Genomic DNA, 12,120 nt, shown 5'->3' with positions numbered 1-12,120 from the left:
ATGTTATCTGCTGATTATTAAACTTAATCTTTATCAAGATAAGGAACAAGTTAAACCGCTTTTTGTGTTCAAGAATTACCCCGCCCAGCCATCCCTATCCAAACTCCTGTAATTGATTGATTCGGCTAAATGTTCAAGCTCTATATTTTCACTGTCGGCTAAATCGGCAATGGTTCTGGCCACTTTTAAAATCCTGTCGTAGGCACGTGCCGATAATCCTAACCTTTCCATTGCAGTTTTTAATAGATTAGTTCCGGCTTCGCTGATCTGGCACACTTTGCGTACCATTTTCGGACTCATTTGAGCATTACAGTGTAATTCGTCTCGATCTGCAAAACGGAGGTCCTGAATTTCTCTTGCTTTAATTACACGATCCCTGATGAGATTACTTCTTTCCGTTTCCGTAGCAGAGGCTAATTCTGTAAAATCAACAGGGGTAACTTCTACATGCAGATCGATCCGGTCTAACAGCGGTCCGGATATTTTACTCAGGTATTTTTGAACTACGCCGGGTGCGCATACACAATCTTTTTCCGGGTGATTATAAAAACCACAGGGGCATGGATTCATGGAGGCCACCAGCATAAAGCTGGCCGGATATTCTACCGAAAACCTTGCCCTTGAAATGGCCACTTTACGGTCTTCCAAGGGCTGGCGCATAACTTCTAAAACGGTTCGTTTAAATTCTGGCAGTTCATCTAAGAACAGAACGCCATTGTGGGCAAGCGATATTTCTCCGGGCTGTGGATTCATTCCGCCGCCTACCAAAGCAACATCGCTGATGGTATGGTGTGGAGAACGATAGGGACGGCTTGTCATTAATGCATCGCTTGCAGACAGTTTTCCGGCTACAGAATGAATTTTTGTGGTTTCTAAGGCCTCATTTAAGTTTAAGGGAGGCAATATGGTAGGCAGGCGCTTGGCCAGCATGGTTTTACCTGCCCCTGGCGGACCGATTAAAATAACATTATGACCACCTGCTGCTGCGATTTCCAACGCTCTTTTAATATTTTCCTGTCCTTTAACATCTGCAAAATCATGTTCGTAATTGTTGATGTTTTTTAAGAATTCTTCTCTGGTATTTACTTTAACCTGTTCCAGCACTTCGCTTTTGTTAAAGAAGGCGACCACCTGAGCCAGGTTTTCCACACCATATGCGATTAAATCGTTTACAATGGCTGCTTCGCGAACGTTTTGTTTTGGTAAGATAAATCCTTTAAAGCCATCCTGTTGTGCTTGTATGGCAATCGGTAAAGCACCCTTTATGGGCTGTATACTTCCATCCAAAGACAGTTCGCCCATTATAAAGTAGTCTTCCAGTTCTTCGGCCGGGATTTGTCCAGAAGCCGCCAGAATGCCAATAGCAATGGGCAGATCGTAAGATGAGCCTTCTTTTTTGATATCGGCAGGCGCCAGGTTTACCACTATCTTCTGTTTAGGCATGCGGAAACCTGAAACATTGATGGCACTTGCCACCCTTTGCAAACTCTCTTTTACAGCATTATCTGGCAGGCCTACCATATAGTATCTGGTACCTGCGCTAATATTCACTTCGATGGTTATGGTTAGTGCATTTACGCCATAAACAGCACTCCCGTATGTTTTTACAAGCATTGATTTTAATTAAAATAAATTCGGATGTAAATTATTCGGGATGAATATTGATTCTAATATACAGAATATTTAAAAAAAGATCAAACTTCGGTATCTGTTGGCGGATCGATTTACCAGTCTTTATTCAGTAAACCTGATTGGACGAATGCCGATTTCTTCTATCGGCAGCAGGGAAAGCAGGGCTGAAACCATCTATGAAACACCGACATTCATTTCCAAAACGTATAAAACAAAAAAATCCTGACCATTACTGATCGGGATTTGTATTATTTTAAAAGATGCTGAAACAAATCCGATCGCTATCGGATCAGCATGACGAAACTACCAGCCTTACGCCCTAAGCCCTTTACCCCAAACCTTTTAATCTATCTGCCAAATGGCATTTTAGGCATACCTTTCATCATGGCTGCTGCGGCTGCAGGGTTTGAAAACTGCTTCATCATTTTGCGCATGTCTTCAAACTGTTTAATAAGTTTGGTTACTTCCTCCACCTTACTTCCTGAACCTTTGGCGATACGTAAACGGCGACTCTGCTGAATAGCATCCGGGTTTTCTTTCTCAAAAGGCGTCATTGAATTGATGATGGCTTCGATTGATTTGAATGCATCATCCTGGATATCTACATTCTTCATCATTTTACCCACACCCGGGATCATGCCCATCAGATCTTTCATGTTACCCATTTTCTTGATCTGCTGAATCTGGTTGTAGAAATCGTTGAAATCGAATTTGTTTTTACGGATTTTCTTCTGCAATTCTGCAGCTTCTTTCTCATCGAACTGCATTTGTGCACGCTCAACAAGTGAAACCACATCACCCATCCCCAGAATACGTGAAGCCATACGATCTGGATAGAAAACATCTAATGCTTCCATCTTCTCGCCGGTACCGATAAATTTAATAGGCTTGTTTACTACTGATTTAATGGAGAGGGCCGCACCACCGCGTGTATCGCCATCCAGTTTGGTTAATACAACACCTGTAAAATCTAAACGATCGTTAAATACTTTGGCTGTATTTACCGCATCCTGACCAGTCATCGCATCCACTACGAATAAAATCTCGTGCGGTTGGGTTTTGGCTTTAACTTCAGATATTTCGTTCATTAATGATTCGTCGATCGCCAAACGACCGGCCGTATCGATAATGATGATGTTATTTCCGTTTTGTTTACCGTGTGCGATACCTTCTAAAGCAATGCCAACAGGATCGTTTGATGCACGGTTTGCATAAACAGACACCCCAACTGAAGTTCCTAAAACCTCTAATTGATCTACAGCCGCCGGGCGGTACATATCGCCGGCTACCAATAAAGGCTTTTTGCCTTTACCTTTCAAATGTAAGGCTAGTTTACCAGCAAAGGTGGTTTTACCGGCACCATTTAACCCGGCAATTAAAATAATGGTAGGGTTTGCTTTGGTATTTAACTCTGTAACTTCGCCACCCATTAAGGCAGCTAGTTCATCATTCATTATTTTGGTGAGCAATTGTCCAGGAGAAACGGCGGTAAGCACGTTTTGTCCCAAAGCTTTTTGCCTCACCTCATCGGTAAAGGCTTTTGCTGTTTTATAGTTAACATCGGCATCAAGCAATGCTTTACGGATTTCTTTCATGGTTTCTGCCACGTTGATTTCCGTAATACTGCCCTGTCCTTTTAATACCTTAAACGCTCTGTCTAGCTTGTCCTGTAAATTATCAAACATCTTTTTTTAAGCTAAAAGCCTTATGCCAAATGGCAAAAAGCTACTTGTTTTTAATAAAAGGCAAATGTATCAAATTTTGCTTGTAAATCGCTGCCCCTCAAAGCCAAAAATCTTTTTTTGAAAATGGGCCGTTTATTTTCGTAGACGCCTTCATTCAGCCATTCGTTTTAATCTTGTTTTTTAGCCTTAGCTAAAAATGGGCGGATCCAAACTGCCTGTGGATGTCACCTCGCTTTGGCAGGGCTGATACCGAACTTTTTACTGAAAGCGCTGCTGAAATGCTGCACAGAAGAATAACCCAGTTCATCAGAAATTTGCTTGATATTTTTGCTGGTATCTGTTAAAAGTTCTTTCGCCCGCATCAGTTTATAATCGCTTAGATAGCCGAAAACAGTATTTTGAAACACCTCTTTAAAGCCATGTTTCAGCTTAAATTCATTTATACCAGCGGTTTTGGCGAGTTCGGTTAAAGAGGGAGGATGGTTGGCGTTGGCCAGCAGGTGTTCACGAGCATAATAAATCCTTTCTTTATCATAAGCCGATTTGAGTATTGGTCTTTCTGTTTTTTTTGCTGCCTGCTCAAATGCCTGTGCCTGTAGTGCGAGCAGTTCCAGACATTTAGATTGAAGAAACAATAATTTTAACCCGCCGGTAAACTGGCAGTTCATCATATCATTTATACAACTGTGCATGGCCAGGCTGATGGGAAGGTTTTCTGAAGAAAGCTCTACGGAATGGTTATTCACGATTTTGTCAGCGAAGGTTCTCAATAGAGTACTACTTTCACTGGTTAAATCAATAAAACGTCCTCTTTCGAAATGTACCTCAAAAAATTTATGCGGGCCATTTGTAGGGAATTCTGCCATTCCGTCAAAATCCGGATTATAAATAATATTATGCTGATTTGCTTTAATATTAAGCCGCTTATTAGTAAGGTAATTTTCCATGATCCCCCCGCCTGTAAGCGAAAAATGTAATTCGACCAATTCAGGTTCATCGAAAGTTTTAATGCGTAAACGGCTCTGTTTTATAAACATATCGCCATAAACAATATAAATGCCCGAAAAAGCAATTTGTACTATTTCTGCGTCACCAAAAGGGAAGCTGTACCTATCGCGCCTTTCGGTAACCAAGGCAGATTGAAGTTCAGCATTATGGAACATGGTGCCAACGGTATAATGCTTATTATCGCTATCGTAAATCTTTAAGGCCATAAAATCCTTTTGGTATAAACATTAATCCTTTTGGTATAAAAAGGTGCATTTGTTAGACAACTACTTTTGGTCAAAGTTACTAAACAAAAGAATACGATGACAAAATTACCATCCTGGCTGGCCAATACCATGGAAAAAGTAATCAGCAATAAAATATATCAGGTAGAGGTTGTAGAAACTAAAATGTTAAGCAGCAACTTAAAATGTGTTACCTTTAAAGGTGGTTTTTGCGAAGCTGAACTTATTCCGGGAACGGAAGTGCTGTTTAGGGTTAATGCAAACGAATACCGTCATTATACGCTGTCTGCCTTTGATAAAACGAAAGAAACCTGTGAAGTGATCTTTTATTTAAACAAGCAAGGACCAGGGCACCATCTGGCCGTAAATATCCAAAAAGGAGACCGTTTAAAATTAATTGTTGATCGGGCAAAGGTAAAATACAATGAATCATCCAACCAGCATTTCTTTTTTGGTGATGAAACCAGCCTCGGTTTATATGAATCGCTGGGTAAAAAAGCGGTTGATGAAGATGTAGAGTATTTTGGGATTCTGGAACTTCAGGAAGAAAACCTGAATTCAGTAAAACACCTTAAATTATTGATAGATACGGTGCAGTCTGACCTGAACGCCCCAGCAAAAAATGCCATCAGCTGGATGGAAAACATGCACCCGCTCTGTTGGGAAATGTGGCAAAATGCTACGTTCTATTTAACAGGCCGGGCAAAATCAGTACAGCAGTTTAAACGGTACCTAAAACAAAGGGGCGTAGGCTTTAGGCAGATTATTACCATGCCGTACTGGGAACTGGGTAAAGTTGGCGGTGGATAAAACTACCTTGGAAAGGTAAAGCCAAAACCCAGTGCTAAAGTCTGGTTTGCCTGTATTTTGTTCGTGCCGGTATCTTTATCAAAGAGGAGTACACCAGTTAAGCTCGTGTTCATGAAGCGATTGATTTTTGCCGTTAAGGCAACATCTAAGCGGTGATCAATATTGCTCATTTTAAAATCCTGATACGGAATGAACATCTGATAACGTGCTTTAAGATTTGTATTGGTAAATATATCTTTATCAATTGCACTTACAATCTGAAAAGCCAGCTCATTACGTATTTTTTTGCCGTACTCAACACCAAAAACAGTTACTTTTGGCGGTTTGGTGTTATCAACAGGATCAAGAAAAAGCTTTTCATCCAAAACAAAAGTTTGGCGTGCGGTACCGGTACCTATACGGGTAGAGAAATATTTAACCGGTTTATATTCAAAACCTATAGATTCTGTAATATAACCAGGGCCCATAAATTTTGAAATCAGCGTGGCGGTTTCCTGGCCATTTACCATACTGTAAGAATAACCGTTATCAAACTGAGATTCAAAACTTAGCGACCCAAAGAAAAACCAGCTCTTCGACAATTGAAACGAGGCTTTGTTATCCCAGAAAATACGGTCGTTGGTTTTCTTTTGCAGCTGATCTTTATTTTTGATCTTGCCATACTGCAAAACCAGCTCACTTACATAACTATAACTGTCTTTGTTGTATTCTGCCTTCCAGTTTAAAAGTCCTCCAACCGCTACAGAGTTGGTTCCCCCGCCTTTCCAGTTGTTACTGAACTGAGCCTGGTTAATGTTGATGCCGATATTGGTTCTTGTTTTCCAGTAATTAATTTTGGCGTTTACCACCAGTGGCTTAATTTTTACAGGTTCAAAGTTTAACGGTCCCTGTCTGCTTGGCAGCGGACTGCGCTTTAACTTGATATTCAAGTCTTTCGTGTTGATCGGAATAGTATCAATTTCCTGAGCATATATTTTTGTACAGCAGAAACTTAGAATCAGGATGATGGCAGCTAAACAGTTCTTCATTACCTACAAAGAAAAAGAAAAATTTTAGAGATAAAAAGCATTTAACAAAATGATTACCAGAACAGCTATTCGGATAAAAGTAGAGGAAATAGTTTCACCTTATCTTGATCCAGCCATACCAGTTACCATTTTTGAGATAATCCAAATCAGTTTCATAATGATAAGCTTCTTTTTCAAAAACAATATTCCGGTAAGCCAGACCGTGTTTTTTATATATAACAAGATTGATCAGGTAATTAAGCAGATACAAGATATAAAATGGGAATATCAGTAATTCCAGCTGTTGCCGCAAGTGGATTTTCTCATGATTAATGATCTCGCGATCGTTTCTAAGTCCTGCCGATTTTAACAGGATAAATGGAAAGATGGCCATACCTGCTGCAGGTAATTTTTTAACAATCAGGATTGGCGCATTCACAACTTATCAATGGTTATTTTGGGCAATGCAGGCAATTGCAAGGCCTTAGGGTTTAACCGGTAACTTTTATAGGCATTCCTGATAAAAAGATTAAAAGCATAATCTGTAGCATCCAATACAAATTGATAAGTTGGGCGGTATTGCTGCATAAAATCAGTCAGTTCGGCATCTTTTATGCCCAGTACCTGGCTAACCAGATTTGCGTTGAAACGATAATCGATCAGGTCTTCACGATAATCTTTTTCCAATACTTTTTGCAGGTGACGGGCATTTCTGCCCTGCCTGCTCAACAGGTTGTAGATGGCATCGATACCTAAACCTACGCCACCATTGCCTAAATTCAACAAATCTTTACTACTCCCTTTCATGGTTTGGTATCGGTATTCCTGAACATTTTTTTCGTACTGCTGCTGCGGGGTCAATCTTTTTTGTTGAATAACCACATCACGTAGCCTGATACCTAGTGATCTGAGTTGAAAATATGCAGCAGTTTGACCCTTAAAAACAATAGTGTCTACACCGTACCCGGATAAGGCTGCTACCAAGGTATCGCCAGGAAGAGCAAAAGTGCTGAATTCGCCTTTTGTATTGTTATATAAACCATCACCTGTACGGATGTTATAGATATAAACTTTTGCCAGACGCTGCTTGGTTTCTTTATCAATAACAATACCCTGCACAGGTTTATTTTGTGCATAGAGCCACGTAGAGAAGCCAAAAACAAGTATAAAGGGAATAAAAAATTTCATTCAGTTACAAAACTACAAATATCTTGCTGGCTATGTTTGCACTTAACATTATTTAACCTTAAGTGTCTGACCGAGCTTAATAGCGTCGGTTGTCATTTCGTTCAGGGTTTTTAGCTGATCAACCGTCAAATTAAAGCGCTTTGCGATATTATATAGGGTATCTCCTTTCACAACAGTATAAGTGCCGTCTGCAAGAATGGGTTTGGCACCCGCAGGTGGCGTTTCTACGGGTGTAAATTTTACCTTTTCCTTGGGGATATTTTGATTGATTTCTGAAAAGACACGGTCTTCGCGCGCAATCTTTTGCTTTTCGGTTTCCGGTTGATCATATTGGTAAAGCTGGTATTTTTCGATGGTGTTGATCAACAAATCCGGATACCTTGGATTGGTTGCATATCCTGCAGTTTTCAATCCCTGCGCCCAGCTCTTATAATCGTTTTTGTCCAGTTGGAAAAGGAAACTATAGCGCTTACGCTTTAAAAACTCAGAATGGTCTCTGAAAGATTCGCGGGCATCTTTATATACCCTAAAACAGTCGTTTTTCTGGTCATCATCACGAAAATAGTTTTTCCCTTTCCAATCTGACGTACATTTAATGCCAAAATGGTTGTTGGCATACTTGGCCAAATCGCTGTTTCCACTACCCGATTCCAGAATCCCCTGCGCCAAAGTAATACTTGCAGGAATACCGGCCGAATTCATCTCCTCTATCGCCACTCCTTTAAATTCGTCAATATAACTTAAAGTATTGTAACTTTTGTAATTGTTGTTATTCGCTTTATTGGCCGCTTTTTCGATCTGTTTATTGTTTTTAGAAAATTTCCGGGTGCCGCATGAGCTCAAAAAAATAAGGATTGCCGCTAATAAGATGAAGTGGTTAGTTGAACGCATTGTATGGTGATGTTTAATCGGTTTAATTGATTAACTGTGTACTGCAAACCGGATAAATTGTTAAATCGGTTAACTGTTTAATTGTGAACTCATGGCTCCCAACTCAAAACTTAATCCGCTGTCCTGGTTTTAAGCTTGCCTTTTTCATGCCGTTTTTTTGCATAAGGGCCTTAACCGTTGTACCTTTCTTTTTGGCAATGATACTGAGGTTATCGCCGGATTGTACGGTATATAACTTTTGTATTCTTCTGGTTTTCGTCCGGCGATGAACAGGAGATGCATACTCAGGTTCTTTATATCCTTCCGGCCGCTCGTCGTATTGATAGAGTTCGTATTTTTTAATTAAGCCGATGACCTGACTGGCCCAGCTCCTGCTATGGGCGTAACCACAGCGGCGGATGCCATAAGTCCAGCCTTTGTAATCGTATTGGTCATATTTTTCAAAAAGATTGTTAAAAGGCTCCCGGGTTTCCATAATCTCCACGAAATGGCTGTAAGATTCGTCGGCATTTAAATAATCGCGGTATGAGGAGCGTATTTCTGCATTGTTGTTAGGCCCCTTTACACCAAAATGGTTATTAAGGTGCTGAGCAATTTTACTGTTTCCGGCGGCAGATTCGTGTATGGCAACAGCTAAGATAACACTGGCCGGAATTTTATAATCATGCATCAAACCTTGTGCATATGCTACATGTTCGGCAATATAATCGTCGGTATCTTGTGCTTTCGCAATCATTCCGGTTAAAAGGAACAAACAAAAAGTAAGAATTTTATTAGTCATGGTTAACTGTACAAATTGTTTAATTGGTTAACTGTACGATTAACCGATTAAAGCAATTAATCGATTAACCATAATATATTAAGCTTTCTTCCTAATCACAAATAAACCATCCCGTACCGGTAAAATCAGTTTCTCAACACGTTCATCTGCAGCTATTTTATCATTAAAACTAGTAATATTTTTGGTGTCTTTATCCTGTTTTTCCTGAAGTACTTTTCCACTCCATAATACATTATCAACAATGATCATCCCGCCAGGTCGGACACGATCAAAAATGAGATCATAGTATGTGCCATTGTTTTTCTTATCTGCATCGATAAAAACAATATCAAAAACCTCGTCTAAACCGTTTATCGTGGTTTTGGCATCACCAAGGATATACCTGATCTGATCATTGTAGGCAGATTTGCCAAAGTTACGGCGAACCATGTCTTCCAGCTCCTCATTAATATCCAGCGTATATAACAGGCCATCTTTTGTTAATCCCTCGGCGAGGCATAAAGTGGCATAACCGGTAAAAGTGCCGATTTCCAATATTCTTTTTGGGGAAACCATTTTGCTAAGCATACTCAATACCCGTCCTTGATAGTGGCCAGAGAGCATGCGGGGCATTAAAACTTTAAGGTTGGTTTCACGGTCTATGTGTTGAAGCAATTCGCTTTCGGGCTCGCAATAGGCAATCAGCAAATCCTGTAAATTGTCGTTTATTAGGCTCATTTGTTGGTTATAAACGGTTACTTTCCATAAAATATTGTAAAATAATGGTTGCGGCAATGGTGTCTACCCGGTCCTTGTCTCTTCTGTCGGTTTTTTTTAGCCCGCTCTGCATAATGGCCTGTTGTGCCATTTTAGAAGTAAAACGCTCATCAACCCAATGCCTTGGGATATCGGGAAAAGATTTTTTAAGCAATGTTGCAAAACCTTTTACATGTTGGGCCGAATCAGACGGAGAACCGTCCATTTGTTTGGGATCACCAAGAACAAAAGCTTCAACCTGCTCGGTAAGCAGGTATTTTTTGATGTATTCGATCACATCTTTAGGATGCACCGTATCCAGGCCTGTTGCAATGATCTGCAACGGATCGGTTACAGCGATGCCGATGCGTTTTGTTCCATAATCAAATGCGAGGATCCTTGCCATAAAAAAGTTAAGCGTTAGGGGTTTGGCGTAAAGCGCTGACCCATCTTTTAATTTTAAAATGTTCAAAGGTAAGGTTTTTGAAATAATAGGTAAGATGGTGTATCATAAAGACGATTTGATCTTAGATACTGTCATGCTCGGATTTTAAAAAATCTCCGTCATTTTGGACTGAAGCGCAGTCCCGAACCTTCGGGAGAGAAATCATTTGAACTGGAATAAACCATCTGCTATATACTCTAGTTCTCATGTTTCCGGGCTGGCGCTTTCATCAGGTTTAGTCTGGTTAAAGTTGCGACGTACGTTATTTGATGTTTCCGAAGCATTACTGATTTTGTTAAAATAAACCCCCGCTTGCAACGGGCAAGTGATAGAACGAAAAGCCCGGAGCGCAGCGAGGACTTGAAGGGATAGCAGGACTGCGTTTGCCATTGGAACAGAACCAGTCATTTCCAAAAAAAATAATGAAACTTCGCTATATGAAGGGCAGGCAAGCCCTTAAATCTTGAAAACTTAAGGTACTGCTACCTGCCAAAATATGTACGCTGAACGTAAGAACATGATCACTTATGTGTGAATCTCATATCTATTTCTTATTTTGCACCAAATGCAGTTTAAAGAAATCATCGGACAGGAAAGAGTGAAGCAACAATTGGTGCAAACGGTTAAGGAAAACCGCGTTAGCCATGCGCAACTATTTTTGTCGCCTGCTGGTTCTGGGGCTGTACCCTTGGCTGTAGCCTACGCTCAATATATCAATTGCTTTAACAAAAGTGACAATGATAGCTGTGGGGAATGTTCGAGCTGTAGAAAATACGAACGTTTAATTCATCCTGATCTGCATTTTTCCTATCCTTTTTTCGCCTCGGCAAGTGTAAAAACAGCTGTGGATGTGCTGGATGAATGGCGGGGGATGTTATTGCAGGATCCTTATTTTGACATGGATATCTGGCGTTCCAAATTAGATGCATCCAATAAACAGGCTAATATCAACATTGCAGAATGCCACGATATTATTAAAAAACTAAGCTATAAGGCATTCGAAGCCGAAACCAAGGTTTTAATTATGTGGCTGCCCGAATATCTTGATAAAGCCGGAAATGCCTTGTTAAAATTAATTGAAGAACCGCCCGCAAATACTTTATTTATTTTAATTGCCCAAAGCCAGGACCAGATTTTAACTACTATCTTGTCCAGAACGCAGATTGTAAAGATTCCAAAACTTTCTGCAGAGGAGGTGACCGGATATTTGTTAAATGCCAGCGGATTAACAGAACATCAGGCTATTGACTATTCTTTTTTGGCCGATGGAAATTTAATTGAAGCGAAAGCGCTTGCTGCAGATACGCAAAGCGACAGTTCGGGTACTTTTACGGCATGGCTAAGAATGGGCTTCGGCAATAAAGTGCCAGATTTGATTGAGTTTACGGATGTGGCCGCAAAATGGGGAAGAGAAAACCAGAAGAATTTTTTAAAATATGGCGTAAATTATTTACGCGAATGCTGTTTAATTTTAAGTGGTGCCGAAGAACTGGTAAAATTACCTCCCCTAACCTTTGAAACCGCTAAAAAACTCAGTACACACGTGCTTACCCTACCCATGGCAGAGGCTATTATCAGTGAACTGGAAAAGGCACACTACCACATTGAAAGAAACGCAAACCCGAAAATTCTGTTTTTAGATGTATCTTTACAATTGGTAAAAATTATCAAGTTTAAAACGCTCCCTGCGGGGACTCAATATATATACAATTAA

The 12,120-nt window shown here is 40.2% G+C and carries 12 protein-coding genes; 2 read left to right on the top strand and 10 right to left on the bottom strand.

Going from position 1 to position 12,120, the window contains the following annotated elements; translation table 11 throughout:
- Window positions 1–75: 75 nt before the first annotated feature.
- The 3 genes from QZ738_RS08325 to QZ738_RS08315 form a co-directional block, all read right to left on the bottom strand.
- On the bottom strand, window positions 76–1,614 hold the full coding sequence (locus QZ738_RS08325; RefSeq protein ID WP_293786510.1) for a YifB family Mg chelatase-like AAA ATPase: 1,539 nt from the start codon (window positions 1,612–1,614) through the stop codon (window positions 76–78).
- A gap of 365 nt (window positions 1,615–1,979) precedes the next feature.
- Window positions 1,980–3,317, bottom strand: coding sequence for a signal recognition particle protein (gene ffh / locus QZ738_RS08320; RefSeq protein WP_293786508.1), 1,338 nt, complete (start codon window positions 3,315–3,317; stop codon window positions 1,980–1,982).
- 224 nt (window positions 3,318–3,541) lie between these two features.
- On the bottom strand, window positions 3,542–4,531 hold the full coding sequence (locus tag QZ738_RS08315; protein WP_293786506.1) for an AraC family transcriptional regulator: 990 nt from the start codon (window positions 4,529–4,531) through the stop codon (window positions 3,542–3,544).
- Window positions 4,532–4,627: 96 nt separating this feature from the next.
- Between QZ738_RS08315 and QZ738_RS08310 the strand changes: the two genes are divergently transcribed.
- Window positions 4,628–5,359: a hypothetical protein gene (locus QZ738_RS08310; protein ID WP_293786504.1), complete on the top strand. Its 732-nt coding sequence runs from the start codon at window positions 4,628–4,630 to the stop codon at window positions 5,357–5,359.
- A 2-nt stretch (window positions 5,360–5,361) separates the two neighbouring features.
- Here the strand turns inward: QZ738_RS08310 and QZ738_RS08305 are convergent, their stop codons facing one another.
- From QZ738_RS08305 to ruvX, 7 genes are all read right to left on the bottom strand, one after another.
- The gene (locus QZ738_RS08305) at window positions 5,362–6,387 is read right to left on the bottom strand and encodes a DUF3078 domain-containing protein (protein WP_293786502.1); all 1,026 of its coding nucleotides are present in this window, start codon (window positions 6,385–6,387) and stop codon (window positions 5,362–5,364) included.
- Between the two features lie 94 nt (window positions 6,388–6,481).
- Entirely contained in the window at window positions 6,482–6,805 is a 324-nt protein-coding gene (locus tag QZ738_RS08300) for a hypothetical protein (protein WP_293786500.1), read from the bottom strand.
- Window positions 6,802–7,554, bottom strand: a complete 753-nt coding sequence (locus QZ738_RS08295; RefSeq protein WP_293786498.1) for a hypothetical protein — start codon at window positions 7,552–7,554, stop codon at window positions 6,802–6,804. Before QZ738_RS08295 ends, QZ738_RS08300 begins: the two co-directional genes overlap by 4 nt.
- 48 nt (window positions 7,555–7,602) lie before the next feature.
- Window positions 7,603–8,445, bottom strand: a complete 843-nt coding sequence (locus QZ738_RS08290) for a glucosaminidase domain-containing protein (protein ID WP_293786496.1) — start codon at window positions 8,443–8,445, stop codon at window positions 7,603–7,605.
- Window positions 8,446–8,548: 103 nt separating this feature from the next.
- Complete coding sequence (locus QZ738_RS08285; RefSeq protein WP_293786494.1) at window positions 8,549–9,226, bottom strand: glucosaminidase domain-containing protein; 678 nt, start codon at window positions 9,224–9,226, stop codon at window positions 8,549–8,551.
- Between the two features lie 78 nt (window positions 9,227–9,304).
- Window positions 9,305–9,943 (bottom strand): O-methyltransferase, encoded by a 639-nt coding sequence (locus QZ738_RS08280; RefSeq protein ID WP_293786492.1) that lies wholly within the window; start codon window positions 9,941–9,943, stop codon window positions 9,305–9,307.
- Window positions 9,944–9,950: 7 nt separating this feature from the next.
- A complete protein-coding gene (ruvX, locus tag QZ738_RS08275; RefSeq protein WP_293786644.1) occupies window positions 9,951–10,367 on the bottom strand; it encodes a Holliday junction resolvase RuvX in 417 nt (138 codons plus the stop codon).
- A gap of 604 nt (window positions 10,368–10,971) precedes the next feature.
- Between ruvX and QZ738_RS08270 the strand changes: the two genes are divergently transcribed.
- Window positions 10,972–12,120, top strand: coding sequence for a hypothetical protein (locus tag QZ738_RS08270; protein ID WP_293786490.1), 1,149 nt, complete (start codon window positions 10,972–10,974; stop codon window positions 12,118–12,120).

Origin of the sequence: uncultured Pedobacter sp. (assembly GCF_913776295.1) — a bacterium.
GTDB lineage: Bacteria > Bacteroidota > Bacteroidia > Sphingobacteriales > Sphingobacteriaceae > Pedobacter.
Note: the sequence above shows the minus strand (reverse complement) of the source record. Positions and strands in the feature narration are given on the sequence as shown.

What these genes read in the sequence shown, in the direction of transcription:
- QZ738_RS08310 (WP_293786504.1), top strand. Translation starts at nt 4,628, where the DNA reads ATGACAAAATTACCATCCTGGCTGGCCAATACCATGGAAAAAGTAATC.
- QZ738_RS08295 (WP_293786498.1), bottom strand. Translation starts at nt 7,554, where the DNA reads ATGAAATTTTTTATTCCCTTTATACTTGTTTTTGGCTTCTCTACGTGG.
- QZ738_RS08315 (WP_293786506.1), bottom strand. Translation starts at nt 4,531, where the DNA reads ATGGCCTTAAAGATTTACGATAGCGATAATAAGCATTATACCGTTGGC.
- QZ738_RS08270 (WP_293786490.1), top strand. Translation starts at nt 10,972, where the DNA reads ATGCAGTTTAAAGAAATCATCGGACAGGAAAGAGTGAAGCAACAATTG.
- QZ738_RS08290 (WP_293786496.1), bottom strand. Translation starts at nt 8,445, where the DNA reads ATGCGTTCAACTAACCACTTCATCTTATTAGCGGCAATCCTTATTTTT.
- QZ738_RS08285 (WP_293786494.1), bottom strand. Translation starts at nt 9,226, where the DNA reads ATGACTAATAAAATTCTTACTTTTTGTTTGTTCCTTTTAACCGGAATG.
- QZ738_RS08325 (WP_293786510.1), bottom strand. Translation starts at nt 1,614, where the DNA reads ATGCTTGTAAAAACATACGGGAGTGCTGTTTATGGCGTAAATGCACTA.
- ffh (WP_293786508.1), bottom strand. Translation starts at nt 3,317, where the DNA reads ATGTTTGATAATTTACAGGACAAGCTAGACAGAGCGTTTAAGGTATTA.
- QZ738_RS08280 (WP_293786492.1), bottom strand. Translation starts at nt 9,943, where the DNA reads ATGAGCCTAATAAACGACAATTTACAGGATTTGCTGATTGCCTATTGC.
- QZ738_RS08305 (WP_293786502.1), bottom strand. Translation starts at nt 6,387, where the DNA reads ATGAAGAACTGTTTAGCTGCCATCATCCTGATTCTAAGTTTCTGCTGT.
- ruvX (WP_293786644.1), bottom strand. Translation starts at nt 10,367, where the DNA reads ATGGCAAGGATCCTCGCATTTGATTATGGAACAAAACGCATCGGCATC.